22 protein-coding genes and 2 tRNA genes are annotated in these 25,960 nt (G+C 61.9%); 9 read left to right on the top strand and 15 right to left on the bottom strand.

The window, feature by feature from the left end; genetic code table 11:
- Positions 1 to 49: 49 nt before the first annotated feature.
- The 7 genes from ACB032_RS00990 (at position 50) to fumC (ending at position 9,689) form a co-directional block, all read left to right on the top strand.
- A complete protein-coding gene (locus ACB032_RS00990; protein WP_371137148.1) occupies positions 50 to 2,017 on the top strand; it encodes a PhnD/SsuA/transferrin family substrate-binding protein in 1,968 nt (655 codons plus the stop codon).
- A gap of 1 nt (position 2,018) precedes the next feature.
- The gene (locus ACB032_RS00985; RefSeq protein WP_371137147.1) at positions 2,019 to 2,630 is read left to right on the top strand and encodes a response regulator transcription factor; all 612 of its coding nucleotides are present in this window, start codon (positions 2,019 to 2,021) and stop codon (positions 2,628 to 2,630) included.
- A 224-nt stretch (positions 2,631 to 2,854) separates the two neighbouring features.
- The gene (locus ACB032_RS00980) at positions 2,855 to 4,549 is read left to right on the top strand and encodes a LytS/YhcK type 5TM receptor domain-containing protein (protein WP_371137146.1); all 1,695 of its coding nucleotides are present in this window, start codon (positions 2,855 to 2,857) and stop codon (positions 4,547 to 4,549) included.
- Entirely contained in the window at positions 4,543 to 5,280 is a 738-nt protein-coding gene (gene btsR / locus ACB032_RS00975; RefSeq protein ID WP_226031429.1) for a two-component system response regulator BtsR, read from the top strand. The genes ACB032_RS00980 and btsR overlap by 7 nt, the downstream gene beginning before the upstream one ends.
- Positions 5,281 to 5,492: 212 nt before the next feature.
- Complete coding sequence (locus ACB032_RS00970) at positions 5,493 to 7,301, top strand: carbon starvation protein A (RefSeq protein ID WP_024944260.1); 1,809 nt, start codon at positions 5,493 to 5,495, stop codon at positions 7,299 to 7,301.
- Positions 7,302 to 7,493: 192 nt separating this feature from the next.
- Complete coding sequence (pepE, locus tag ACB032_RS00965; RefSeq protein WP_016351712.1) at positions 7,494 to 8,222, top strand: dipeptidase PepE; 729 nt, start codon at positions 7,494 to 7,496, stop codon at positions 8,220 to 8,222.
- 72 nt (positions 8,223 to 8,294) lie between these two features.
- Complete coding sequence (gene fumC, locus ACB032_RS00960; protein WP_371137145.1) at positions 8,295 to 9,689, top strand: class II fumarate hydratase; 1,395 nt, start codon at positions 8,295 to 8,297, stop codon at positions 9,687 to 9,689.
- A 69-nt stretch (positions 9,690 to 9,758) separates the two neighbouring features.
- On the opposite strand, the gene ACB032_RS00955 is transcribed toward fumC, so the two are convergent.
- Positions 9,759 to 10,133, bottom strand: a complete 375-nt coding sequence (locus tag ACB032_RS00955) for a DUF1090 domain-containing protein (protein ID WP_139391725.1) — start codon at positions 10,131 to 10,133, stop codon at positions 9,759 to 9,761.
- Between the two features lie 178 nt (positions 10,134 to 10,311).
- Between ACB032_RS00955 and ACB032_RS00950 the strand changes: the two genes are divergently transcribed.
- Together ACB032_RS00950 and ACB032_RS00945 are read left to right on the top strand one after the other, a co-directional pair.
- Positions 10,312 to 10,665, top strand: coding sequence for a DsrE/DsrF/TusD sulfur relay family protein (locus tag ACB032_RS00950; RefSeq protein ID WP_049048204.1), 354 nt, complete (start codon positions 10,312 to 10,314; stop codon positions 10,663 to 10,665).
- Positions 10,666 to 10,799: 134 nt separating this feature from the next.
- The gene (locus ACB032_RS00945) at positions 10,800 to 11,882 is read left to right on the top strand and encodes a protoglobin domain-containing protein (RefSeq protein ID WP_016351715.1); all 1,083 of its coding nucleotides are present in this window, start codon (positions 10,800 to 10,802) and stop codon (positions 11,880 to 11,882) included.
- Between the two features lie 3 nt (positions 11,883 to 11,885).
- Here ACB032_RS00945 and ACB032_RS00940 read toward each other — a convergent pair whose 3' ends face one another.
- The 14 genes from ACB032_RS00940 to folP all read right to left on the bottom strand — a co-directional run bounded on the left by ACB032_RS00940 (position 11,886) and on the right by folP (position 25,939).
- Positions 11,886 to 13,127 (bottom strand): MFS transporter, encoded by a 1,242-nt coding sequence (locus ACB032_RS00940; RefSeq protein WP_371137144.1) that lies wholly within the window; start codon positions 13,125 to 13,127, stop codon positions 11,886 to 11,888.
- Positions 13,128 to 13,229: 102 nt separating this feature from the next.
- Complete coding sequence (gene pnp, locus ACB032_RS00935) at positions 13,230 to 15,368, bottom strand: polyribonucleotide nucleotidyltransferase (protein WP_124252668.1); 2,139 nt, start codon at positions 15,366 to 15,368, stop codon at positions 13,230 to 13,232.
- Between the two features lie 167 nt (positions 15,369 to 15,535).
- Positions 15,536 to 15,805: a 30S ribosomal protein S15 gene (rpsO, locus tag ACB032_RS00930; RefSeq protein ID WP_005298162.1), complete on the bottom strand. Its 270-nt coding sequence runs from the start codon at positions 15,803 to 15,805 to the stop codon at positions 15,536 to 15,538.
- Between the two features lie 144 nt (positions 15,806 to 15,949).
- A complete protein-coding gene (gene truB / locus ACB032_RS00925) occupies positions 15,950 to 16,909 on the bottom strand; it encodes a tRNA pseudouridine(55) synthase TruB (RefSeq protein WP_219279620.1) in 960 nt (319 codons plus the stop codon).
- Between the two features lies 1 nt (position 16,910).
- Positions 16,911 to 17,345: a 30S ribosome-binding factor RbfA gene (gene rbfA, locus ACB032_RS00920; RefSeq protein WP_011707073.1), complete on the bottom strand. Its 435-nt coding sequence runs from the start codon at positions 17,343 to 17,345 to the stop codon at positions 16,911 to 16,913.
- Positions 17,346 to 17,400: 55 nt separating this feature from the next.
- Positions 17,401 to 20,094: a translation initiation factor IF-2 gene (gene infB / locus ACB032_RS00915; protein WP_016351718.1), complete on the bottom strand. Its 2,694-nt coding sequence runs from the start codon at positions 20,092 to 20,094 to the stop codon at positions 17,401 to 17,403.
- A gap of 20 nt (positions 20,095 to 20,114) precedes the next feature.
- A complete protein-coding gene (nusA, locus tag ACB032_RS00910; RefSeq protein ID WP_011707075.1) occupies positions 20,115 to 21,617 on the bottom strand; it encodes a transcription termination factor NusA in 1,503 nt (500 codons plus the stop codon).
- Between the two features lie 14 nt (positions 21,618 to 21,631).
- Entirely contained in the window at positions 21,632 to 22,090 is a 459-nt protein-coding gene (gene rimP, locus ACB032_RS00905) for a ribosome maturation factor RimP (protein ID WP_016351719.1), read from the bottom strand.
- Positions 22,091 to 22,257: 167 nt separating this feature from the next.
- A tRNA-Met gene (locus ACB032_RS00900) sits at positions 22,258 to 22,334 on the bottom strand.
- A gap of 92 nt (positions 22,335 to 22,426) precedes the next feature.
- Positions 22,427 to 22,511, bottom strand: a tRNA-Leu gene (locus ACB032_RS00895).
- A 7-nt stretch (positions 22,512 to 22,518) separates the two neighbouring features.
- Positions 22,519 to 22,845 (bottom strand): preprotein translocase subunit SecG, encoded by a 327-nt coding sequence (gene secG, locus ACB032_RS00890; protein WP_010633113.1) that lies wholly within the window; start codon positions 22,843 to 22,845, stop codon positions 22,519 to 22,521.
- Complete coding sequence (tpiA, locus tag ACB032_RS00885) at positions 22,846 to 23,610, bottom strand: triose-phosphate isomerase (protein ID WP_371137143.1); 765 nt, start codon at positions 23,608 to 23,610, stop codon at positions 22,846 to 22,848.
- 131 nt (positions 23,611 to 23,741) lie between these two features.
- Positions 23,742 to 25,076: a phosphoglucosamine mutase gene (glmM, locus tag ACB032_RS00880; protein ID WP_016351721.1), complete on the bottom strand. Its 1,335-nt coding sequence runs from the start codon at positions 25,074 to 25,076 to the stop codon at positions 23,742 to 23,744.
- A 17-nt stretch (positions 25,077 to 25,093) separates the two neighbouring features.
- Entirely contained in the window at positions 25,094 to 25,939 is an 846-nt protein-coding gene (folP, locus tag ACB032_RS00875; protein WP_045789159.1) for a dihydropteroate synthase, read from the bottom strand.
- Between the last annotated feature and the right edge of the window lie 21 nt (positions 25,940 to 25,960).

The raw sequence follows: 25,960 nt of genomic DNA, 5'->3' as shown, positions 1-25,960 counted from the left end.
ACTGTCCACTTTGCACCGAGAGGAGAGACCCCTGCACGCCCCAGTTCCCTTGCCCCTGCTCAGCCTGCTGCTCTGGCTCGCCCTGTCAGCCCTGCCGCTGCGGGTGCAAGCCGCCCCGACCCCCTCTTCGCCAGTGCCGGCCCGACAGGAATCCGCACCATCCCAGGCCACGCCGGTGCAGACCTTGGCCGAGCCGATACGCATCGGCGTGCTGGCGACCCGCGGCCCGGCCCTGGCCAGAGCCCAGTGGCAACCGCTGCTGCGCTGGCTGGCTCAGCGCGTGCCCGGCCATCGCTTCGTACTGCATCCGCTGGGGCTCGATGAACTGGCCGAGGCCGTCGCCCGCGAGCACCTCGATTTCGTCATCACCAACCCGGGCCAGTCGGTGAGTCTGGCGCGCCAGTACCCGCTGGCCTGGCTCGCCACCCTCAAGAGCCCGGCCGGGGGAGACAACCTCGCCATCGGCGCGGCGCTGGTGGTGCCCGCCCAGGCCCCCTACCGACACTGGCATGACCTCGAAGGGCAAGCGCTCGCCGCCGTCTCGGAGAACGCCTTCGGCGGCTACCTCGCCTATCGCTTCGAGGCGGGCGAACAGGGGGTCAGGCTGGAGCACTTCTTCTCCACCGTGCAGTTCACCGGCTTTCCGCTGGACCGGCTCATCGAGCGGCTGGCCGCAGGGGAGGTGGCCGCCGCCATCGTGCCGGTGTGTCAGCTCGAGCGCATGGAGCGGGAAGGCAAGGTCGCCAGGGAGGCGTTTCGGGTGCTGGACGATCAGGCGCCAGCCGGCTTTGGCTGCCAGAGCTCGACCCGGCTCTACCCCAACTGGTCCTTCGCCAAGACAGAGCGGGCCTCCCCCGCGCTGGCGCTGGCGGTGACCCGCGCGCTGTTCGACCTGCCTGCTGATAGCGAGGCGGCCATCGCTGCCGATTCGGCGGGCTGGACCGTGCCCACCAGCGAGCTCGCCATCGACCGCCTGCTCAAGGCGCTGGATCGCCACCCGCTGCAGGGCCCCTGGTGGCAAGCGGCCTGGCACTGGCTGCGCCAGCATCAACAGTGGGGCTGGGGCGCCCTGGCGCTGGTACTGCTGCTGGGGGGCCACCACCTGCTGCTGCAACGTCTGTTCAACCGCAGCCAGCGCCGGCTGCTCAAAGCCCGCCACCAGCTCGAGCAGAAGGGACGCCAGCTGGCACAGGCCAGACGGCTCGCTGAACTGGGCGAGCTGGGCGCCAACGTGGCCCACGAGATCAATCAGCCCCTCAGCGCCATCGCCAACTACAGCCAGGGGGCCTTGTTGCGACTGGACAAACTCGCTCAGGATCCGGCCCAGGCTGCCGCCCAGGCCTCCCTGCGTCAGGCCCTGGAGCAGATAGGGCTGCAGGTCCAGCGCATCACCCAGACCGTCAACCGACTCAGGGCCAGGCTGCAAAAGCGCCCTCCCCGCGTCGAGCCTTGCGACCTGCCCACCCTGGTGGCGGAGTTGCGCCCCCTGCTGGAACAGATGCTGGCGCCGCTCGACGTCGCCTTCTCCCTGCACTGGCGGGGCCAGCCGCGCCGGCTCCCTCTGGACGGCACTGGGATGGAGCAGTTGCTGGTCAACCTCATCAAGAATGGCGCCGAGAGTGCGGCGCAGAGTGTAGCGAAAAGGGCGGCGAAGAGAGCGCGCGCAGCTGTTCACTCCCCTGCCCCCCCCCCTACGCAAGCAGCGGCACAGGAGCCTGCCCGGGTCGAGCTGCTGATCGCCTTCGAGGCGCAGAGCCTGCTGCTGGAGATCCGCGACAACGGCGCCGGCCTGAGGGTCCCCGCGACCGAACTGCAGCAGGCGTTTTACAGTGACAAGCCGGATGGCATGGGGCTGGGGCTGGCCATCTGCCGGGAGGTGGTCGAGAGCCATCGCGGCCAGTTCAGTCTGGAGAACCTGAGCCCCCACGGCTGTCTGGCCCGGGTCATCCTGCCCGTGCCGCCACCCGAGGATCCCGCCTCAGCCACCCCCACCCACTCGCCGACACCGAGGAACTGAGATGCCGACCCCTACCCGCCCCCCGCTCTATCTGGTTGACGATGACGAGGCCGCTCTCGACTCCCTGCGCTTCATGCTGGAGAGCTGCGACGAGCGGCCGCTGTTCAGCTTTGCCGATGGCGAGCGCTTTCTGGCCGAGGTCGACCTGCACCAGCCCGCCTGCCTCATCCTCGACTGCCGCATGCCGGGGCTGTCGGGCCCCGAGGTGCAGCAGCGGCTCAAGGCGGCCCAGAGCCCCATCGCCATCCTGTTTCTCACCGGCCACGGCGAGGTGCCGCTGGCGGTGGAGTCCCTCAAGCAGGGGGCGGTGGATTTCTTGCAAAAGCCGGTGCAACTGGCCCCCCTGCTCGCCGCCATCGCACGGGCCGAGCAGGCGACCCTGAGCGCGGCCACCCGTTTCGCCCAGCTGGCCGCCTATCAGCGGCTCACCCCGCGCGAGCACCAGCTGCTGCAACTCATCGCCCGGGGCCACAAGAATCAGCAGATAGCGCAGGATCTCTGCATCTCGGTGCGCACCGTCGAGGTGTGCCGCGCCAGCCTGATGAAACGCCTTGAGGTCGATTCCCTGGCCGAGCTGATGCTGCTCTATGCAAACGTCCATTCAGCCCCCTGAGCCGGGCCCCTAATCCAGGCCCCTGAGTCGGGCCGGGAGAGTGACCCACTCGCCGGGTCGATGCTCATCCCCCATCTGCCTGTGCAGGGGATGCCTTTGGCTCAGGGTGCCGGCAAATCTGTGCGCAGGCGCGCTATTCCGGCGCCCGCGGCTTGCAGCGCAAATCGGGGTTTGCTAATACTCCGCGTCCATTGGATGAGCATCCCCTTTCGAGATAGTGTGCCGTGGCTTTCGAACAATTCGCGCTCGTGATATCTCTCTTCCAGCAGCTGTGCGTCTATCTGGTGATCGCCTGGCTGCTCTCCAAAACGCCGCTGTTCATGCCGCTGACCCAGGTAACCCTGAGCTGGCCCCACAAGATCCTCTGCTATCTCATCTTCTCCGGCTTCTGCGTGATGGGCACCTACTTTGGCCTGAGAGTCGAGGACTCCATCGCTAACACCCGCGCCATCGGCGCCGTGCTGGGAGGCATCGTCGGCGGCCCGGTGGTGGGGCTGCTGGTGGGGCTCACCGGCGGCATCCATCGCTACTCGCTGGGGGGCTTTACCGCGCTGGCCTGCACCTTCTCCACCATCGCCGAGGGGCTGCTCGGCGGCCTGGTGCACCGCCACTTCGTCTCCCGCCACCGGCTCGACCTGCTGTTCAGCCCCTGGGTAGTGGGATCTGTGGCCCTCATCGCCGAGCTGATGCAGATGGGGATCATCTTGCTGGTGGCCCGTCCGTTTGACGACGCCGTCCACCTCATCGAGAACATCATCGCCCCCATGCTGGTGGCCAATACGCTGGGGGCCGCCATGTTCATGCGGATGATCCTCGATCACCGCGCCATGCTGGAGAAGTACTCGGTCGCCTTCTCCGCCCGCGCCCTCAAGATCGCCGAGCGGGCGATGCGGGTACTGGACAAGGGCTTCACCCAGGAGGCGTGTCAGCAGATGGTGCGCATTCTCTACGAGGAGACCGGGGTCGGCGCGGTGGCCATCACCGATCGGGAGAAGCTGCTCGCCTTCATCGGCATCGGCGAGGATCACCACCTGCCGGGCACCGCCATCAACTCGGCCCACACCTTCAAGGCGATCCAGCACAACGAGGTGGTCTATGCCGACGGCAACCTCATCCCCTACAGCTGCAACCTGCATCCCCAGTGCCGGCTCGGCTCCTCGCTGGTCATTCCGCTGCGGGGGGAAGAGGGGTCGGTGGTGGGCACCATCAAGCTCTACGAGCCCAAGCGCAAGTTCTTCTCCTCCATCAACCGCACCCTGGGGGAAGGGATCGCCCGGCTGCTCTCCGGCCAGATCCTGGCCAGCAAATACAACGAGCAGAAGCGACTGCTGGCCCAGTCGGAGATCAAGCTGTTGCAGGCGCAGATCAACCCGCACTTTCTGTTCAACGCCCTTAACACCCTGGCGGCGGTGATCCGGCGCGACCCCGAGGATGCCCGCACCCTGGTGCACCACCTCTCCACCTTCTTTCGCAAGAACCTCAAGCGCCAAGGGGACGAGGTGACCCTGGCCGACGAGCTGGAGCACGTGAACGCCTATCTGCACATCGAGCAGGCCCGCTTCGCCGAGCACCTGAGCGTGCAGATCCATATTCCCGAGCCGCTGCTGGAGTACCGGCTGCCCACCTTCTCCCTGCAGCCCATCGTCGAGAACGCCATCAAGCACGGCATCTCCCAAATGTTCGAGCCGGGCAAACTGACCCTGACGGCGCGGCAGGAGGGCGAGCAGCTGGTGCTGGAGGTCTGTGACAACGCTGGCCTCTATCAGGCCAAACGGGAGGAGAGCGGACTTGGCATGAACATAGTGGACCGGCGCATCAAGGCCCGTTACGGCGCCGAGTACGGGGTCACTATTCACTGCGAGCCCCATCAATCCACCCGGGTGAGGATCACCCTTCCCCTGCAGGAGAGCCCATGCTGACCGCCCTGATCGTCGACGATGAACCCCTCGCCCGCGAGGAGCTGCGGCTGCTGCTGGAGCAGGCGGGCAACATCCACCTGCTGGGGGAGTGTGCCCACGCCATGGAGGCGCTGCCCGCCATCCACCGCCTCAAACCCGACCTGCTGTTTCTCGACATCCAGATGCCGCGCATCAGCGGGCTGGAGCTGGTGAGCATGCTGGACCCGGACTTGCGCCCCCACATCGTCTTCATCACCGCCTACGACGAGTTTGCCCTGCGCGCGTTCGAGGAGAATGCCCTCGACTACCTGCTCAAGCCGGTCACCAGCGATCGGATGAACAAGGCGCTGGAGCGCATCCAGCGGCTGCTTTCGCCAAAGGGTGAGCTGGCGGGCCAGCCACTGCCGGATCCGACCCGCATCGCTCAGCCCCTGCGCAGCATTCCCTGCAGCGGCCACAACCGCATCCTGCTGCTGCCCCTTGGCGAAGTGGAGTTCGTCCACAGCGATCTGGCCGGCAACAAGGTGGTGAGCGCCCAGCAGCAGGGCACCACAGAGCTGACCCTGCGCACCCTGGAGGAGAAGACCGGCTTCGTACGCTGTCACCGCCAGTACCTGCTCAACCCGGGCCAGATCCGCGAGATCCTGCTGCTGGACGGCGGCCTGGCGGAGGTGGTGACCCAGGGCGGCCACAAGGTGCCGGTGAGCCGGCGCTACCTCAAGCCCCTCAAGGAGCTGCTGGAGATCCCCTGAGGAGCGGGCCACTCACTCCGCCCTCCTGCCCGTTACCACTCACCCGCTTGCCACGCCCGCCGGCTTATCCCTCAAACCGCTCGGGGCCGCTTTTCTGCCGCTCGCGGGCGACCCTCTGCCACTGACCTTTTCTACGCTCCACTTTCCCTGCCGCCTGCGTAGAGTGCAGCCTGAGCCCGGCCAGATTGGCCGCAGGAAAAGGAAACTCCGTCATGCAACACGCAATCACCTTCGTCATTGCGGCCCTCTGCATCCTCGCCATCGCCTATCGCCTCTACGGCGTGTTCTTTGTGCGCAAGGTGCTGATGGCCGACGACAAGCTGGTCACCCCTTCCCACCAACTGGAAGATGGCAAGAACTATGTGCCGACCAACAAGTGGGTCAACTTCGGCCAGCACTTCGCGGCCATCGCCGCCGCCGGCCCGCTGGTGGGCCCGGTCCTGGCCGCCCAGTACGGCTACCTGCCGAGCTTTCTCTGGCTGCTGATCGGCTGCGTCATCGGCGGCGCGGTGCACGATACCGTCGTGCTGTTCGCCTCCATGAAGCATCAGGGCAAGTCCCTCTCCGAGGTGGCCAAGGCCGAGCTTGGCCCCATCGCCGGCTGGTGTACGGGGCTTGCGATGCTGTTCATCATCACCATCACCATGGCGGGCCTCTCCATGGTGGTGGTGCACGCACTGGAGCGTAACGCCTGGGGCGTGTTCGCGGTCTTCATGACCATCCCCATCTCCATGGTGGTGGGGATCTGGCACAAGCTGACCGGCAACCTGCAAGCCGCCTCCTGGGTGGGCTTCATCGCCGTGCTGGCCTGCGTCTTCTTCGGCCCCTACGTGCAGGAGAGCGCCTTCGGTGCCTGGCTGACTCTGCGCGCCGAGACCATCAGTCTGGCACTGCCCGTCTACGCCTTCTTCGCCACCGCGCTGCCGGTCTGGCTGCTGCTCACCCCCCGCGGCTACATCTCCAGCTTCATGAAGATCGGCGTGTTCGGCGCCCTGGTCATCGGCGTCATCTGCATCAACCCGGAAATCCAGTTCCCCGCCATGACCCAGTTCGTCCACGGCGGCGGCCCGGTACTGGGTGGCCCAGTCTGGCCCTTCATCTCCATCACCATCGCCTGTGGCGCCATCTCCGGCTTCCACGCCTTCATCGGCTCAGGCACCACCCCGAAACTGGTGGACAAGTGGAGCGACATTCTGCCGGTCGCCTTCGGTGCCATGCTGGCCGAGTGCGTGGTGGGCGTGATGGCGCTGATCGCCGCCACCGCCCTGCACCCGGCGGATTACTTCGCCATCAACGCCACCCCGGAGGCCTTCGCCAAGCTGGGGATGCAGGTGGTGGACTTGCCGTTTCTCTCCCAGGAGATCGGCATGGATCTGAACGGCCGCACCGGCGGCGCCGTCACCCTGGCAGTGGGCATGTCCTACATCTTCACCAAGGTGCCCTGGTTCAGTAACCTCGCCTCCTACTTCTTTCAGTTCGTGGTGATGTTTGAAGCGGTGTTCATCCTGACCGCCGTCGACTCCGGTACCCGGGTCTCCCGCTACCTGATTCAGGACTTCTTCGGTGAATTCTACCCGCCCCTCAAGCGCATCGACTGGATGCCGGGCGCCATCGGCGCCAGCGTGCTCGCCTGCGTGATGTGGGGCTACCTGCTGATGTCCGGCGATATCGGTTCGGTGTGGGCGCTGTTCGGGGTCTCGAACCAGCTGATGGCCTCGGTGGGCCTCATCATAGGTGCCACCATCATCCTGCGGCTGGCCAGCAAGCGCCGCTATATGCTGACCTGCCTGATCCCGCTGGCCTACCTGTTCGTCACCGTCAACTACGCCGGTTACTGGATGGTCAGCCACGTCTACTTCAACCCGGAAGCCAAGGGCTACAACCTGCTCAACGGCGGTATCTCGCTGCTGATGCTGGGGCTGGGCGCCGTCATCCTGGTGTCGGCCATCCGCAAGTGGATTGAGCTGTGGAAGCTGCGCCAGCAACCCGAGTTCCGGATTGCTCCGGCCAGCGCCAGCTGACCCACCCGCTGCAACAACAAACCCCGGCATGCCGGGGTTTATTGCATCTGGCGGTCAAAAAACGGCCTCATCAGGGTACATGGCGCCATCGATCACAGAACCCGAGCAGCGATCGGGCTAGAATGGGGGCTTCCGTCACCCGGCCTGGGGCCGGTGACCTCTTCGCGCTTTCACTTATCGAGGACACGCTTCATGGAACTGCTTCTTCTCAGCAACGGCAAAGCCACCGAATGCCCGGGCCTGCTCGGCTGGGCCCGGGATCGGGTGCAGACCCTGCTCGCTCGCAAACAGGTCAAGCGCATCCTGCTCATTCCCTACGCGGTGATCCGCAGCGACTGGGATGCCCGCGCCCTGGAGCTCAGCGAGAGCCTGGGGGTGGAGGCCATCAGCATCCATCAGTTCGATGACCCGGTGGACGCGATCAACCATGCCGACGCCATCTTCATCAGCGGCGGCAACACCTGGCGCCTCAACCAGCTGCTGCACGAGAACGGCCTGGTGGTGCCGATCCAGCGTGCCGTGCGCGAGCGGGGCGTGCCCTATGTGGGCTGGAGCGCCGGTTGCAACGTGGCGACCCCGAGCATCCGCACCACCAACGACATGCCGGTCTGCAGCGCCGCCGTGCTGCCTGCGCTGGGGCTGTTCCCGCTGCAGATCAATCCGCACTATCTGGATGCCAGCATCAGCGGCCACATGGGGGAGACCCGCGACGAGCGCCTGGCCGAGTTCTGCGCCATCAACCCGAGCGAGCACGTGGTGGCCCTGCGTGAGGCAAGCCTGCTCCAGGTCAGTGGCGAGCACATCGAATACTGGAGCGCCCGCGGCGAAGGCTTCAAAATCTTCAAGCACGCCGAGACCACCCAAGAGTTCAGCACGGCCGCGCCGCTGGCCGAGCTGACGCCGTTTCGCCCGCGCAGCTGAATGGTGCTGACCGGTTGAAAACCCACAGGGCGCAGGATGTCGCCCCTTTTTTCGCAATGAAGGGAGGATGAGATGAAGAGCAGGACTGAACACGACAGCTTCGGCGCGATCGCCGTGCCGGCCGATCGGCTGTGGGGAGCCCAGACCCAGCGCTCCCTGCAACACTTCAACATCTCCGGCGAACGCCAGCCGATGGCGCTGATCCACGCCCTGGCCCGCATCAAGTCGGCCTGTGCCCGGGTCAACCACGCCAACGGGCTGCTGCCCGCCCGCACGGCGCAGGCCATCATGAGCGCCGCCGACGAGATCCTGTGCGGCCAGCATGATGAGGAGTTCCCGCTGCGGGTATGGCAGACCGGCTCCGGCACCCAGACCAACATGAACCTCAACGAGGTGCTGGCCAACCGGGCCAGCGAGCTGCTCGGCGGCACCCGTGGCGAGGGGCGGCTGGTGCACCCCAACGACGAGGTGAACAAGAGCCAGTCGAGCAATGACGTCTTCCCGAGCGCCATGAATCTGGCAGCCGTCACGGCCATCACCCAGCACCTGCTGCCCGCTCTGGCGACCCTGAGCACTACCCTGGCCGGTAAGGCGGCGGCCTTCGACGACATCGTCAAGATAGGCCGCACCCATCTGCAGGATGCCACCCCGCTCACCCTGGGGCAGGAGTTCTCCGGCTGGGTCGCCCAGCTCGAGCAGGGGGAGCGCCATATCCGGGCCGCCCTGCCCCATCTGTGCGAGCTGGCGCTGGGGGGCACCGCCGTCGGCACCGGCCTCAACACCCCGCCCGGCTTCGCCGACGCGGTGGCCGCCACCCTGGCCGAGCAGACCGGCCTGCCGCTGATAAGCGCCCCCAACAAGTTCGAGGCGCTGGCAGCGAGCGATGCCCTGGTGCATGGTCACGGCGCCATCAAAACGCTGGCCGCCTCCCTCATGAAGATCGCCAACGACGTGCGCTGGCTGGCGAGCGGCCCCCGCAGCGGGCTGGGAGAGCTGCTCATCCCGGAAAACGAGCCAGGTTCATCCATCATGCCCGGCAAGGTCAACCCGACCCAGTGCGAGGCGCTAACCATGCTGTGCGCCCAAGTGATGGGCAACGACGTGGCCATCAACATCGGCGGCGCCAGCGGCAACTTCGAGCTCAACGTATTCAGGCCGATGATCGCCCACAACTTCCTGCAGAGCGTGCGGCTGCTGGCGGATGGCATGCAGAGCTTCCACGACCACTGTGCCGTCGGCATCACCCCGAACCAGCCCCGCATCGACGAGCTGCTGGCCCGCTCCCTGATGCTGGTGACGGCGCTCAACCCCCATATCGGCTATGACAAGGCGGCAGAGATCGCCAAGCGGGCCCACCATGAGGGGCTCAGCCTGCGGGAGGCGGCCATCGCCTCCGGCCACCTGACGGCGCAGCAGTTCGATGCCTGGGTGGTGCCGGCCGACATGGTGGGTCGGCGCGGCGGCTGAGCCAGCCCGGAGAAAAACTCGAGATAAAAAAGAAGCCGGACTGCGCCGGCTTCTTTTTTCATCGATGAGTCAGGGTTTGATCTGCTTGCTCAGGGCATCCAGCTCGCGCTGGGCGGCCAGCAACTTGGTCTGTGCCTCTTCCAGCTTGGCCTGTTTCTTGGCGATCTTGTCGGGCTTGCCCGTCACCCTGGCGTTTTGCAACTCGACCAACCGTTCGTTGACCTGCTCCTTGAGCTCGGCCACCCGCTGCTGCTGCTCCTTGAACAGGCCGGCGTCGGTGCAGTGAGTCTCGATATTGCGCAGGGCCCGCTCCAGCCCGGCAACCTGATCCGCATTGCCGTGCGCCTTGGCAAACACCAGCTGCTCCTTGACGGCCTGCTGGCGCGCCTTGCAGCCAACGGCCTCACTGCCATAGGCCTGGCCGGCCAACAGCAGCATGCTCATTCCGATAACCTTCCACATAACGACCTCATTCCCCTGTCATGTTTGATGGCCGCCTATCAGACCGTACTCGGCCGGCCGGGTCAAGGCGCGGGCAAACCGCTACGACAGAGTTTGTGCGACATCACGCCAACCGGGTGCCGATGGGCCTACAATGGCTACTTTCATGAAGGAGTCTGTTATGAATCAAGAGATTGTCATCATTGCCAACGGCGCGCCCTATGGCAGCGAATCCCTGTTCAATGCCCTGCGGCTGGCCATCGCCCTGCGCGAACAGGGCGGTGCCAACCTGAAACTGTTTCTGATGTCCGATGCGGTCAGCGCCGCACTGGCGGGCCAAGCTCCGGCCGAGGGCTACAACCTGCGCCAGATGCTGGAGATCCTGCTGGCTCAGGGGATCAGCATCCGCCTTTGCAAGACCTGTACCGATGCTCGTGGCATCACGGCGCTGCCGCTCATCGAGGGGATCGAGGTAGGCACCCTGCCGCTGCTGGCCCAGTGGACACTGGCGGCCGACAAGGTGTTGACCTTCTAGCGGTGCGAGAACCGGGCGCAGGCATTGATCTGCAACAATCCTGCGCCATTTGAAAACCTGTTCACAGCTGTTAATGTCTACACTGTCAGTTAGATAACAACGTGCGCGCTTTCATTTTCGTTCAGGGAACTGCCATGAATCCAACCGAACAGACTCTGCTGGAACAAATGCGGATCACCGAGTTCGAAATCGCTCATCGCAAGGAGCTGTTGCTGCTGGATGAACGGGATTTCGCCCTGCTCGCCAGCTACCGTCCCAAAATCGAACCCCACATCGACGCCCTGGTCGACAAGTTTTACACCCTGCAGACCGGGATCACCGAAATTGCCCTGCTGATCGGCGACGCCGACACCCTCACCCGGCTGCGGGCCGCCCAGCGCCGCTACATTCTCGACCTGTTCAGCGGCCTGTACGACCTGGAGTACGTCAACAACCGGCTGCGGATCGGACTGGTGCACAAGCGGATTGGAGTGGAACCCAAGCTCTATCTGGCCGCCATCAACACCCTCAAGGGGCTGCTCATCGAGGATATCTTCACCCAGATAGACCATGAGCCGGACCGCATCACCATGCTGACCGCCCTCGACAAGCTGTTCCTGTTCGACATCACCCTGGTGTTCGAGACCTATATTCGCAGCCTGGTGTCGGAGATCGAGTCCTCCAAGGAGAAATCGGAGATCTACGCCAAGTCGCTGGAGGAGAAGGTGCGCGAGCGCACCCAGCAGCTGGAGGAGATGAGCCGGACCGATGCCCTCACCGGCCTGCTCAGCGTGCGCCATCTGCAGGAGAACCTGACCCGCACCCTGCGTACCTGCCAGCGCCGCTCAGAGCCGGTGGTCATCGCCTATCTCGACATCGATGACTTCAAGCAGATCAACGACAGCCAAGGCCATCAGCGCGGGGACGAGATCCTGCGCATCGTCGGCGACTGCATTCGCAAGGTCTCACGGGCGGAGGATTGCTGTTTCCGTTACGGTGGGGACGAGTTCTGCCTGATCCTGCCCAACTGCAACGAGGAGCAGGCCAGAGACGTCTACCTGCAGCGGCTTACCAATGCGCTAGCCGAGCAGATCAGTGACGTCACCCTCAGCATCGGTCTGGTACAGACCGGGCCGGTCCAGTTCGACGAGGGTAACAGCCTGATCCGGCTGGCCGACGAGCGCATGTATGCCGCCAAGAAGGCGATGAAGCAGGTCAACCAGAACAGTACCCACTGAGGTTCAATCCTGCCTGACCTGAATCCGTTCCGGGCGCGCAATGCGGGCGCCCCACTCATAGAGCAGGAAGGTAAACAGGCAGAGCACCGCCATCAGCATATAGAGCGCCTGACCGCCCCACACGGCAAGGATCCAGCCCCCCAGTAGAGCGCCGATGGCACCACCCAGCCCGGCCAGCGCACCGGCACCGAAGTAGCTCCCCTTCAGGTGCGGGGGCGACATCTGATCGATCAGCACGTTGAGCAGCGGAAACAGTATGGTCTCCCCCACGCTCAGCATCAGTACTGCCCCGACCCAATGCGACCACTGCTGCGGATCCCCCAGCGCAAACAGCACCTGAGCCCCCAGAAACAGGGTGATACCGACCTGCAGGCGCACCTTGCCCGGCCAGCGGGCCAGCAGGTGCAGCAGGGGAAACTGCAGCAGCACCACGGTCAGGGCGTTGGTGGCCACCAGAAGGGCGATGAGGCTCGCCACCTCTGGCGTCCCGGCCCGAGTCAGATACTGCACCAGCGGTGAGTGGAACTGGGAATAGACCAGATTCATCAGCAGGTTGGCCAGCACCAGCAGCAAGAAGCCCCGGTCCAGCCACAATACCTTGATGGCCGCACGCAAGCCCAGCTCGCTGCCGTGGGTCGCCACTACCCTGCTTTGCGCAAATCCCCAGAGGAAGGCAGCCCCCAGCAGCAGATAGCTGCCACTGAGCAGCAGGAAGGTCTGCTGCTGGGCACTGATGCCGAGGGTTACCCCCAGCAGGGGGCCGAGAGCCGCCCCCAGGTTGAGCAGGAAGTAGCGCAGGTGCAACGCCAGCTCACGGGCCTTGGCCGAAGCCAGGCTGTCGGCCATCAGCGCCTTGCCGGGCGCATCGATGAGCCCGGAGGAGAGGCCGCTGCCAAGTACCCCGAGTCCGAGCCACAGCACCGAATGGGAGAAGCCGAGCAGGCCGTAGCAGAGCACGGAGACCAGGCAACCCGCCAGCAGGATGTTGCGCCGCCCCAGCTTGTCGGACAGCCAGCCGCCATAGAAGCTGACCAGGGTGGAGATGGCCGCAGTCGCCCCCAGCATGGCGCCGATGGCGGTCGCCGAGAGGCCATACTCCCGATAGAGCAAGATGGAGAGAAACGGCCAAACCATGTAATAGCTGGTGCGCACCATGAAGGTACCCAGGATCACGGTCCAGACCAGGGGAGGAAACTGCCTGAGGAGGGCCCACGACATCACACTGCTCCTTGTTGCCCGTCGCACGGGAAGCCTTTCGTTATAACAAGAGGTCTCAAAAGAGACAACATCAAGCCGCAAATATAAAAAAAGCCGACCCTGAGGTCGGCTTTTTCACGGCTCGGCGGCTTATTCGGCGGCCGGCTCTTCGACGACGGCAACAGCCGGCTCGGCTGCGGCTTCGGTCGGGGCGTTCGCTTCCTTGATGGAGAGACGCACGCGGCCCTGACGGTCCACTTCCAGTACCTTCACCTTCACTACGTCACCGATGGTCAGGTGGTCAGCCACATTTTGCACGCGCGCGTCGGTGATCTGGGAGATGTGCACCAGACCATCTTTGCCCGGCAGGATGTTGACGAAGGCACCGAAGTCAGCCAGACGCACAACCTTGCCTTCATAGATGCGGTTCACTTCGATCTCGGCGGTGATGGCCTCGATACGACGGATCGCTTCCATGGCAGCTTCGTTGGCCACGGCGGAGATACGTACAGTACCGTCATCATCCAGCTCGATGTTGGTGCCGGTCTCTTCGGTCAGCGCACGGATCACGGAACCACCCTTGCCGATCACGTCCTTGATCTTCTCAGGATTGATCTTGATGGTGTGGATACGCGGGGCGAAATCGGAGATCTGGGCACGCGGTGCCTGGATGGCTTCGTCCATCACTTTCAGGATGTGCAGGCGAGCACCACGAGCTTGCTTCAGGGCAATCTCCATGATCTCTTTGGTGATGCCTTCGATCTTGATGTCCATCTGCAGTGCGGTCACACCTTCGGTGGTACCGGCAACCTTGAAGTCCATGTCGCCCAAGTGATCTTCGTCACCCAGGATGTCGGACAGCACGACGAAACCTTCTTCTTCCTTCACCAGACCCATGGCGATACCGGCAACGGAGGCCTTGATCGGCACACCGGCGTCCATCAGCGCCAGGGAGGAACCACAGACGGAGGCCATGGAGGAGGAGCCGTTGGATTCGGTGATTTCAGACACCACGCGTACCACGTACGGGAACTCGTCGGCGCTCGGCATCACGGCAGCAACGCCGCGCTTGGCCAGACGACCGTGACCGATTTCACGACGCTTCGGGCTACCCATCATGCCGGTCTCACCGACGCAGTATGGCGGGAAGTTGTAGTGCAGCATGAAGCGATCGGCGCGGTTGCCGGTCAGCTCGTCGATGTTCTGGGCGTCACGCTCGGTACCCAGGGTGGCAACGACCATGGCCTGAGTCTCACCACGGGTGAACAGGGCGGAGCCGTGGGCACGCGGCAGGACGCCGGTGGCGACGGACAGGGCGCGGATCATCTCCGGATCGCGACCATCGATGCGCGGCTCGCCACGGACGACGCGACCACGGACGATGCGGCTTTCCAGGCTGTGGAACTCTTCGCCGATCTTCTTGGCATCTTCTTCCACGCCGGAAGCGATCACTTGCTCAACCACGCGAGCCTTGATGGCACCGATGGTTTCGTAACGCACGGCTTTCTCGGTGATGCGGTAGGCTTCACCCAGCTCGGCTGTTGCCAGCTCGGCCACCTTGGCTTTCAGCGCTTCGTTGACGGCAGGAGCAGTCCAGTTCCACGGCTTGGTACCGACGTCGGCAGCGAATTCGTTGATGGCGTTGATAACGGCCTGCATCTGCTCGTGACCGAATACTACGGCACCCAGCATCACCTCTTCGGAGAGGATGGCCGCTTCGGATTCAACCATCAGCACGGCGTTGGCGGTACCGGCCACTACCAGGTCCAGATCGCTCTGCGGCAATTCGGTAGTGGTCGGGTTCAGCACGTACTGACCGTTCATGTAACCCACGCGGGCTGCACCGATCGGGCCGCCGAACGGGATACCGGAGATGGCCAGCGCCGCGGAGGCACCGATCATGGCAACGATGTCGGGAGAAACGGCCGGGTTCACGGACATGACGGTGGCAACCACCTGAACCTCATTGAGGAAGCCTTCCGGGAACAGCGGACGAATAGGACGGTCGATCAGACGGGAGATCAGGGTCTCGCCTTCGCTCGGACGGCCTTCACGACGGAAGAAACCACCCGGGATACGACCAGCAGCATAGGTACGCTCCTGGTAGTTGACGGTCAGCGGGAAGAAATCACGGCCGTGATCGGCCTCTTTCTTGCCAACTACGGTCACAAATACGCAGGTATCGTCCATGCTGACCATGACGGCCGCAGTGGCTTGACGGGCCATCACTCCGGTTTCCAGAGTGACGGTGTGTTGACCGTACTGGAATGACTTTACAATAGGATTCACGTGAATTTCCTTTTTACAATTTGGCGCTTTAAATTCGCGTGCAAGTATACTTGATTCGATGCAAAAGGTAAGCAGCGACACAAATTCTGTGAGGGCGGCAACAGCCTGACGCGCAATAAAAAAGGGGAACCCGGAGGTTCCCCTTTTTCGCGAAATCTGATGGTCGATTAACGACGCAGACCCAGCTTGGCGATCAGAGCAGCGTAACGCTGAACGTCTTTACGCTTCAGGTAGTCCAGCAGCTTACGACGCTGGGAAACCATGCGCAGCAGACCGCGACGACCGTGGTGGTCCTTGGAGTGCTCCTTGAAGTGACCTTGCAGATGGTTGATCTGGGCAGTCAGCAGGGCAACTTGCACTTCGGGGGAGCCAGTGTCGTTGGCGCAACGAGCGTTGTCAGCAACGATTTGAGCTTTGATCTCAGCATTTAGAGACATGGTATTACTCCAGTAGAGTGTTTAAAGGTTCACAGCCAATCTCTAATTCAGCCGTGAAATGAGGGCGGTATCATAATCGTCCCCGTCACTTTTCGCAACGGGAAAGCGCCACAACGGCTAACACGCGTCGATACCGCCTGAGGATCACTCCTCGTCGTGTTCGTCGTGATAACGCACCAGACGCTTGGGCGCCACGCGCCCCTCGTCGTCGATCTCGCCCACGCCGATGAACTCGCGCTCCGGACCGACCGTCATGCGCACCTGACCGCTCTGCGGCGCTCCGGCGACCTGCACGGCCTGGCCCTGGTTCACATAGGCGGCCACGGCGGCCAGCATGTTCACCTCGGGCAGACTTGCCACGGCGGTGTCCATCGGCAGCAGCAGCGGATCCAGCTGCTCGCGCGGCGGAATGCTTTCGGCCTTGGCCTGCTCGAAGATGCACTCGAGCTGTTCCAGGGTCAGCATCCGCTCATAGGGGTAGCTGGCCACCTGGGTACGACGCAACTGGGTGACATGCGCGCCGCAGCCCAGCACCTCCCCCAGATCGTCCACCAGGGAGCGGATGTAGGTGCCCTTGCTGCAGTGCACCTCCAGCTTGACCTCCTCCCCTTCAAAGCTGATGAGCTTGAGCTCAAACACCGTGATGGGGCGGGCTTCCCGCTCGATCTCGATGCCTTCACGGGCGTACTCGTAGAGCGGGCGACCGTTGTGCTTGAGGGCGGAGTACATGGACGGCACCTGCATGATGGGGCCGCGGAACTGGTCCAGCGACTCGATCAGGGTACCCACGGCCACGTTCACCGGCCGGGTGGAGACCACCTCGCCATCGGAGTCGCTGGTATTGGTGCGCTCGCCCAGCTTGGCGGTCACCTCGTAGCGCTTGTCCGCTTCCAGCAGATACTGGGAGAACTTGGTGGCTTCGCCGAGGCAGATCGGCAGCATGCCGGTTGCCAGCGGGTCCAGGGCGCCGGTGTGGCCAGCCTTGGCGGCGTTGTAGATCCGCTTGACCTTCTGCAACACATCGTTGGAGGTCAGCCCGGTCGGCTTGTCCAGCAGCAGGATACCGTGTACGTCACGGCCCTTGAAACGACGTCTACGAGACATCTCAGGCGTTATCCTCAGTAGTTTCATCCGGCGCGGCATCGTCTTCTTCACGACCGGATTCGGCCATGCGACGCTTGTCTTCACGGATGGTGTTGGTCACCAGGTTGGAGAGACGCATCCCCTCGACCAGGGTCTGGTCGTAGAAGAAACGCAGCTCGGGCACCACGCGCAGGCGCATGGCGCTGCCCAGCAGGCTGCGGATGTAGCCAGCGGCTTCCGTCAGCGCCTTGAGCCCTTCCTTGATGCGCTCGGCATCATTTTCCAGCTGCAAGAAGGTGACATACACCTTGGCGTAATTGAGGTCACGGGACACTTCCACATCGGAAACGGTCACCATGCCGATGCGCGGATCCTTGACCTCGCGCTGCAGAATGAGCGCGATTTCACGCTGGATCTGCTGTCCGACCCGACGGGTCCGGCTAAATTCTCTGGCCATATTCTATCCTGCGATAAAAGGGGGCCTCGGCCCCCTATTTAATCTGACTCCAGCCTTACAGAGTCCGTTGAATTTCAACGGTCTCGTAAACTTCGATCTGGTCGCCTTCGCGTACGTCGTTGTAGTTCTTGACCGCGATACCACACTCGTAGCCGTTCTTGACTTCGTTGACGTCATCTTTGAAGCGACGCAGGGATTCCAGCTCGCCTTCATAGATAACCACGTTGTCGCGCAGAACGCGAATGCGGTTGGAACGCTTGACCACACCTTCGGTGACCATACAGCCGGCCACGGCACCAAACTTCGGTGACTTGAACACGCTGCGCACTTCGGCCAGACCGATGATTTCCTGACGGTACTCGGGGGCCAGCATGCCGCTCATGGCCTGCTTCACTTCGTCGATCAGGTCATAGATGACGGAGTAGTAACGCAGATCCAGGCTCTCGGCCTCGATGACCTTGCGTGCAGAGGCATCGGCACGGACGTTGAAGCCCACCAGGATGGCGCTGGACGCGGCAGCCAGGGTAGCGTCGGTTTCGGTGATACCACCCACGCCGGAACCCACGATCTTCACCTTCACTTCGTCGGTGGAGAGCTTGACCAGGGCATCGCAGATCGCTTCCACGGAACCCTGTACGTCGGCCTTGATCACCACGTTCACTTCGGACACTTCGCCCTCGGTCATGTTGGCGAACATGTTTTCCAGCTTGGCCTTCTGCTGGCGAGCCAGCTTGACTTCGCGGAACTTGCCTTGACGGTAGAGCGCCACTTCACGGGCTTTCTTCTCGTCACGCACGACAGTGGCTTCGTCACCGGCAGAGGGAACGCCGGACAGGCCGAGGATTTCCACCGGCAGGGACGGACCCGCTTCCTTGATCTCGCGACCCAACTCGTCACGCATGGCACGGACACGACCATATTCCAGGCCGCACAGCACGATGTCGCCCTGACGCAGGGTACCTTCTTGTACCAGTACGGTAGCAACCGGGCCACGACCCTTGTCCAGGAAGGACTCGATCACGACGCCGTTGGCCATGCCGTCAACCACCGCTTTCAGCTCCAGTACTTCGGACTGGATCAGGATGGCTTCCAGCAGGTCATCGATGCCCTGGCCGGATTTGGCGGAGACATGGACGAACTGGCAATCGCCACCCCAGTCTTCGGACATGACGTTGTAACGGGCCAGCTCGGTCTTGACGCGATCCGGATCCGCTTCCGGCTTGTCGATCTTGTTGACCGCCACCACCAAGGGCACTTCAGCGGCCTTGGCGTGCTGAATGGCTTCGATGGTTTGCGGCATCACGCCATCATCGGCAGCAACGACCAGCACCACGATATCGGTGGCCTTGGCACCACGAGCACGCATGGAGGTAAACGCCGCGTGACCCGGGGTATCCAGGAAGGTGATCATGCCACTGTCGGTTTCGACGTGGTAAGCACCGATATGCTGGGTAATACCACCGGCTTCGCCCGCGGCAACCTTGGCTTTACGGATGTAGTCCAGCAGCGAGGTCTTGCCGTGGTCAACGTGACCCATGATAGTCACGACCGGCGCGCGCGGCTTGGCTTCGGAGGTCTCGTCACGATCGGACAGTACCGCCTCTTCCAGCTCGTTCTCGCGGCGCAGCACCACCTTGTGACCCATCTCCTCGGCGACCAGCTGAGCGGTCTCCTGGTCGATCACCTGGTTGATGGTGGCCATGGCACCCATCTTCATCATCACCTTGATGACTTCAACGCCCTTGACGGCCATCTTGTTGGCCAGGTCGGCCACAGTGATGGTCTCGCCGATCACCACGTCGCGGTTCACTGCGGCAGCCGGCTTGTTGAAGCCGTGCTTCATGGCGTTCGGAGTGGCAACCTTGCCACGCTTGCCCTTGCGAGCACGCGGGTTGCGCGCATCGCGATCGTCTTCACGACGACCGGCCTTTTTCGGGCCCTTGGCAGCAGCGGCAGTACGGCGGCTGGTCTCTTCCTTACGATCCAACTCATCTTCAGCCGCCTGAGCGTGCTTGTTGGTGGTCAGATGGTAATCGCTGCTCTCTTTGGCGCGAGCGGCTTCTTCTTCAGCCCAGCGGGCTGCGTTCTGTTCCGCCATGACACGAGCCTCTTCGGCTTTCTTCGCGGCGAGTTCCTCAGCCTTGGTCAAGGCTGCTTGTTCTTGTTGGCGCTTCAGTTCTTCTGCTTCGCGCTTGGCCATCTTTTCTGCCTCTTGCTGAGCTGTGCTACCGGCTGCTTTGGCGGGCTGTTGAGCCTGTCGAGCCTTTTGTTGTGCCTCGATCCGCGCCTTTTCCTCAGCTTCACGACGAGCCTGCTCAGCCTCACGGCGAGCCTTCTCTTCAGCGTCGAGACGGGCCTTCTCTTCGGCCTCGCGACGAGCTTTTTCTTCTGCTTCCAAACGCGCTGTTTCCTCGGCTTCCGCCTGGCGCTGTTCATCTTCCAGCGCCGAACGTCTTACATAGGTGCGAGACTTGCGCACTTCTACCTGCACTTCCTTGTTCTTGCCGCCAGTCCCCTGAACACTGATGGTGCTCTTGGTCTTGCGCTGCAAGGTCATGCGGGCAGGTGCGGCGACCTCGTCACCTCCATGCTGTTTCTTCAGATGGGCCAGCAGTGTCTGTTTCTCAGACTCGCTGACCATGTCGTCGGCCTTGCTCTTGCTGATACCGGCATCGACAAACTGCTGGAGAAGACGATCAACCGGTGTGTCGATGTCAGTGGCAAGTTGTTTGACTGATACTTCTGCCATTCATTTTCCTCCGTTTGATCTTACTCAGACTGCTCTTCTCCGAACCAACAGATATTACGAGCAGCCATAATCAGCTCACCGGCTTTCTCTGCCGTCAGCCCTTCAATATCAGCAAGGTCATCGATGCCTTGCTCTGCCAAATCTTCCAGGGTACCGATGCCGCGAGCGGCCAGTGCGTACGCCATTTCACGGCCAAGGCCGTTCAGATTGAGCAGTTCTTCGGAAGGTTCTACACCTTCAAAGGATTCTTCTTTGGCCAAAGCCTTGGTGGTCAGAGCATCCTTGGCGCGTTTGCGCAGCTCTTCCACCATGTCTTCGTCCAGGCCATCGATGGCCAGCAGCTCGTTGACCGGCACGAAGGCGATCTCTTCCAGAGTGGAGAAACCCTCTTCCATCAACAGGCTGGCGAAATCGTCATCGATGTCCAGAGTGCTGGTGAACAGCGTCAGGATGCGGTCGTTCTCGGCCTGGTGCTTGGCACGCATGTCCTCGACGGTCATCACGTTCAGCTCCCAACCGGTCAGCTGGGAAGCCAGACGCACGTTCTGACCGTTGCGCCCGATGGCCTGGGCCAGGTTGGCGGCTTCCACGGCGATGTCCATGGTGTGGTTGTCTTCATCAACGATGATGGAGGCCACATCGGCAGGCGCCATGGCATTGATCACGTACTGGGCCGGGTTGTCATCGTACAGCACGATGTCGGCGCGCTCGCCGCTCAGCTCGGCGGAAACCGCCTGAACGCGGGCACCACGCATGCCGATACAGGCACCGATCGGATCGATACGACGGTCGTTGGTCTTCACCGCGATCTTGGCGCGGGAACCCGGATCACGGGCTGCACCCATGATTTCGATCATCTCTTCACCGATTTCCGGTACTTCGATGCGGAACAGCTCTTTCAGGAAGTCCGGGCTGGAACGGCTGACGAACAGCTGGGAACCACGGGCTTCCGGACGCACGGCGTAGAGCAGACCACGGATGCGGTCGCCCGGGCGGAAGGTCTCGCGCGGCAGCATGTCGTCGCGGAAGATCACGGCTTCGGCGTTGCTGCCCAGATCCAGGATCACGTTGTCGCGGTTGCTCTTCTTGACCACGCCGCTGATGATGGTGCCTTCTTTGTCCTTGAACTGGTCAACGACCTGGGAACGCTCGGCTTCGCGCACTTTCTGCACGATGACCTGCTTGGCTGTCTGGGTGGTGATGCGGTCGAAGGTGACAGAGTCGATCTGATCTTCGACGTATTCACCGATCTGGATTTCTGGCTGCTCGATCTGGGCAGCTTCCAGGGTAATCTCGGCGTAGGGGTTTTCCATCGCAGCTTGATCTGCAATGACCACCCAGCGACGATAAGTGTCGTAGTCGCCGGTCTTGCGATCGATCTCGACCCGAACTTCAATCTCGCCTTCGTATTTTTTCTTGGTCGCTGTCGCCAACGCGGTTTCCAGAGCCTGGAAAATCTTCTCGCGGGGTACCGCCTTCTCGTTGGAAACTGCGTCAACGACCAGCAAAATCTCTTTATTCATATCCGATAGCCTCGTTAACCAAAGTTCGGCACTATGTTCGCTTTTTGGATATTGGTGAAAGCCAACACTTCGTCCTTACCATCTACCGTCAGGGTGATCATGTCGCCCTGCACGGCTTTGATTACGCCTTTGAACTTGCGGCGGTTGTTTGTTGCCATCCGAAGCGTTACCGCCGCCTCTTGGCCAACGTATTTTTCGAACTGGGCAACCTTGAACAGGGGACGATCCAGACCCGGGGAAGACACCTCGAGGTAATACTCCTCGGTGATGGGATCTTCGACATCCATGATGGCGCCAACCTGATGGCTGACCTCAGCACAGTTCTCGACGCTCACGCCATGCTCGCCGTCGATATAGACGCGCAAGGTGGAGTGTTTACCCGCACGGATAAACTCAATACCCCACAGTTCAAAGCCCAAGGCAACGACAGGAGCCTCGAGCAGATCGGTCAAACGTTGTTCCAACGTAGCCAAAGTCACCCTCCGAAAAAACAAAAAAAGGGCATAAAGCCCAGATAGAAATTGGTTCAGAGTAAATTGCACATAACAAAAAGCCCCGATGTCAAATCGGGGCTTGGCGCTTTACCCTGATTGTCGCCTCGCAGCGACCGCCTTCCTGAGCGTAGGAAATGCGTGAAATTTGGTTGCGGGGGCCGGATTTGAACCGACGACCTTCGGGTTATGAGCCCGACGAGCTACCATGCTGCTCCACCCCGCGTCCGAAATCGTGCGAGATTATAGCCACTTCACCCTCGTCACACAAGACTGACTGGCTATAATACACCCGGTTACCCGGGCTCACTACTTAATTGGTGCCGTGGGCGGGACTCGAACCCGCACACCCTAGAGCACTACCCCCTCAAGATAGCGTGTCTACCAATTCCACCACCACGGCAAAACTCTTACTCGGGAACGTCAGTGTCTTTCTTGACTGGCGCTTTGCTCTGCTCAACCTGTTGGGTTTGTTGCAGATTTTCCCATTCACTACCCTGTTTGACCTTGTTGCTGGACATAGAGCCGAGCACCAAGCTAATCAAGAAGAACAGAGTAGCCAAAATCGCTGTTGTGCGGGTCAGGAAGCTACCTGAACCACCGGAGCCGAATACGGTATTCGATGCCCCTGCGCCGAAGGAGGCGCCCATGTCAGCCCCTTTACCTTGCTGAATCATCACCAGACCAATCAGAGCCAGTGAAACCAGCAGATAAACGACCAAAAGAATCTCGTACATTTAACTTGCACCCTTTGCCGCTTCAACAATTCCTAAAAACGTCTGGTCATCGAGACTTGCTCCACCGATCAGGCCGCCGTCAACGTCGGGCTGGGAAAACAACTCTCTCGCATTGGCCGGCGTTACGCTCCCACCATAGATGATTCTAACTTTCTCACCTATGACCGGAGTATCCTCCGCCAAGCGACCACGTATAAAGGAATGAACCTCTTGTGCCTGCTCGGGTGTGGCGCATTTACCTGTACCTACAGCCCAAATCGGCTCGTAGGCGATGATAGCATTATCGAAAGCCATCGCGCCATTTTTCTCTATGACGATGTCCAGCTCTTCGGCGATCACCTCGAAGGTTCTTCTCGCCTGCCTCGCCGCCCCTGATTCACCCAAACAGAGGATGGGAATCAGACCTGCCGCTCTGGCTGCCGCAAACTTCTCTGCGACGATAAAACTGGTCTCACCAAAGAGACGCCTGCGCTCGGAGTGCCCTACCAGTACGTATCGGCACCCTGCCTCGACCAGCATCTGACACGAGATTTCCCCCGTGTAAGCGCCCTGTCTGTGCTGGCTCACATTCTGAGCCCCCAACTTCATTGTCCGCTGCTCACCGAGCAGTGCGGCCGTAAAGTCAAGATGCACATGGGATGGACACAAGACCACGTCTACTCGTTCATCAACGTCCTTCAGACATTGACCGGTAAACTGCTCTAACTGCGACCTACTACCGTGTAACTTCCAGTTGGCGGCTACAAACGGCTTGCGATGTCCCATCGGCAACTCCCTTGCGAAAGCGGGGCTGATAATATCCAGAGGATTGTCAGCTGACAAGCGCTATTTTCAAATTTTCGAATCGTTTGAACAAGATACAACCAGAGCGGCTTAAAAGCCGCCCTTTTTGTTCATTAAAACGCCGATTCAACCTGTTGTGCGATGCGTTGGGCCATATCACGCACCTGCTGTTCATGTTCCCCTTCCACCATCACGCGGATCAGAGGTTCAGTGCCGGATTTGCGCAGCAGCACACGGCCACGACCGGCCAGCTCCTGTTCCACCTTGGCCACTTCCTGCTGCACGGCGTCGGCCGCCAGCGGATCCTTGCCTTCGGCAAAACGCACATTGACCAGTACCTGCGGGAACTTGTTCATGCCGGAGCGCAGCTTGGCCAGCGGCATCTCTGCGGTGCAGATGGCGGTCAGTACCTGCAGGGCGGCGACGATACCATCCCCGGTAGTGGTCTGATCCAGGCAGATGATGTGACCGGAGTTCTCGCCGCCGATGCGCCAGCCCTTCTCGTTCATCATCTCCAGCACGTAGCGGTCACCCACCTTGGCGCGGGCGAACGGGATGCCGAGAGTCTGCAGCGCCAGTTCCAGACCCATGTTGGCCATCAGGGTGCCCACCACGCCGCCCTTGAGGCGACCATTGCGCAGTGCATCACGGGCAATGATGTAGAGGATTTCGTCTCCGTCGATGATATAGCCGGTGTTGTCCACCATCACCAGACGGTCGCCATCACCATCGAAGGCCACCCCCAGATCTGCCTTGCACTCCAGCACCTTGGCCGCCAGGGCTTCGGGGGCGGTCGAACCGACACCGTCGTTGATATTGAGACCATCCGGGCTACAGCCGATGGCGATCACTTCTGCCCCCAGTTCGCGGAACACAGAAGGCGCAATGTGGTAGGTCGCACCATGACCACAGTCCACCACCATCTTCAGCCCTTCCAGGCTCAGATTGGAAGGAAAAGTGCTCTTGCAGAATTCGATGTAACGACCGGCGGCATCGTCGATGCGCAGTGCCTTGCCCAGCTCTGCGGACTCCACGCACTTGAGCTCGTGGTCCAGCTCGGCTTCGATGGCCATCTCGACTTCGTCAGGCAGCTTGGTACCGTCGGCGGAGAAGAACTTGATGCCGTTGTCGTAATAGGGATTGTGGGAAGCGCTGATGACGATGCCGGCTTCGGCCCGGAAGGTGCGGGTCAGGTAGGCGACGGCCGGGGTGGGCATGGGGCCCATCAGAATGGCCTTGAGACCCGCGGCGGACAGACCCGCCTCCAGTGCGGACTCCAGCATGTAGCCGGAGATGCGGGTATCCTTGCCGATCAGCACCTTGCGAGTACCCTTCTTGGAGAGCACCTTGCCCGCAGCCCAGCCCAGTTTCATCACGAAATCCGGGGTGATCGGGTATTCACCCACCTTGCCGCGTACACCGTCGGTGCCAAAATACTTTCTTGCCATTGTCTGTTCTCGTTTTTTTATTTGGATATGAAATCTTGTCCCGTCATGACCATCCAGCCGGTACGCAAGGCATCCATGGTCGCTCGCACATCGTGCACCCGAATGATCCGGGCACCGCGCTGCATCCCGATGAGCGCACAGGCCAGACTGCCGGCCAGCCGTTCATCAACCGGGCAGCCAAGCAGGTTGCCTATCATAGACTTTCGCGACATACCGACCAAGAGCGGAAGCTGGTAATCGAGCAACTTCTCCTGCTGGGCAAGCAGCTGATAGTTGTGCGCGAGCGTCTTGCCAAAACCGTAACCGGGGTCCAGCAACAACTGCTCCCTCCGTATTCCCGCTGCCAGACAGGCGGCGATCCGCTCGTCGAAGAAAGCCCTCACCTCCCCCAGCAGATCGTCATAATACGGCTCTGCCTGCATGGTTCTCGGCTGTCCCTGCATGTGCATCAGGCACACCGGAACGTCGGCAACGGCGGCCGCGGCCAGGGCCCCCGGCTCGAGCAGGGCTCGTACGTCGTTGATAAGATGGGCACCCGCCGCGCAGCCTTCCCGCATAACCGCCGCCTTGGAGGTATCCAGGGAGATCATCACCTCCAACTCGGCGACCATGCGCTCCACCACGGGAATGACTCTGTCCAGCTCCTCCTGCTCGCTCACATCGGGAGCACCGGGACGGGTCGACTCACCACCGATGTCGATGAGGGTCGCCCCCTCCGCCACCATCTGGCGCGCATGGGTCATCGCCCGCTCCAGCTGATTGAAATGACCGCCGTCGGAGAAGGAGTCCGGTGTCACATTGAGGATCCCCATCACGTGGGGACGTTCGAGGGAGAGGCTGAGCCCCTTGCTGGTTAGCTGCATCGTTACTTCCGTTGACATAAA

Origin of the sequence: Aeromonas sp. S5(2024) (assembly GCF_041403025.1) — a bacterium.
Lineage (GTDB): Bacteria > Pseudomonadota > Gammaproteobacteria > Enterobacterales > Aeromonadaceae > Aeromonas > Aeromonas hydrophila.
This window is presented reverse-complemented; position numbering and strand designations above follow the sequence as displayed.

Coding starts and splice junctions, on each gene's coding strand:
- ACB032_RS00985 (WP_371137147.1), top strand. CDS start 2,019: ATGCCGACCCCTACCCGCCCCCCGCTCTATCTGGTTGACGATGACGAG.
- btsR (WP_226031429.1), top strand. CDS start 4,543: ATGCTGACCGCCCTGATCGTCGACGATGAACCCCTCGCCCGCGAGGAG.
- ACB032_RS00970 (WP_024944260.1), top strand. CDS start 5,493: ATGCAACACGCAATCACCTTCGTCATTGCGGCCCTCTGCATCCTCGCC.
- pepE (WP_016351712.1), top strand. CDS start 7,494: ATGGAACTGCTTCTTCTCAGCAACGGCAAAGCCACCGAATGCCCGGGC.
- fumC (WP_371137145.1), top strand. CDS start 8,295: ATGAAGAGCAGGACTGAACACGACAGCTTCGGCGCGATCGCCGTGCCG.
- ACB032_RS00955 (WP_139391725.1), bottom strand. CDS start 10,133: ATGAGCATGCTGCTGTTGGCCGGCCAGGCCTATGGCAGTGAGGCCGTT.
- ACB032_RS00950 (WP_049048204.1), top strand. CDS start 10,312: ATGAATCAAGAGATTGTCATCATTGCCAACGGCGCGCCCTATGGCAGC.
- ACB032_RS00945 (WP_016351715.1), top strand. CDS start 10,800: ATGAATCCAACCGAACAGACTCTGCTGGAACAAATGCGGATCACCGAG.
- rpsO (WP_005298162.1), bottom strand. CDS start 15,805: ATGTCTCTAAATGCTGAGATCAAAGCTCAAATCGTTGCTGACAACGCT.
- truB (WP_219279620.1), bottom strand. CDS start 16,909: ATGTCTCGTAGACGTCGTTTCAAGGGCCGTGACGTACACGGTATCCTG.
- rbfA (WP_011707073.1), bottom strand. CDS start 17,345: ATGGCCAGAGAATTTAGCCGGACCCGTCGGGTCGGACAGCAGATCCAG.
- infB (WP_016351718.1), bottom strand. CDS start 20,094: ATGGCAGAAGTATCAGTCAAACAACTTGCCACTGACATCGACACACCG.
- nusA (WP_011707075.1), bottom strand. CDS start 21,617: ATGAATAAAGAGATTTTGCTGGTCGTTGACGCAGTTTCCAACGAGAAG.
- secG (WP_010633113.1), bottom strand. CDS start 22,845: ATGTACGAGATTCTTTTGGTCGTTTATCTGCTGGTTTCACTGGCTCTG.
- tpiA (WP_371137143.1), bottom strand. CDS start 23,610: ATGGGACATCGCAAGCCGTTTGTAGCCGCCAACTGGAAGTTACACGGT.
- glmM (WP_016351721.1), bottom strand. CDS start 25,076: ATGGCAAGAAAGTATTTTGGCACCGACGGTGTACGCGGCAAGGTGGGT.
- folP (WP_045789159.1), bottom strand. CDS start 25,939: ATGCAGCTAACCAGCAAGGGGCTCAGCCTCTCCCTCGAACGTCCCCAC.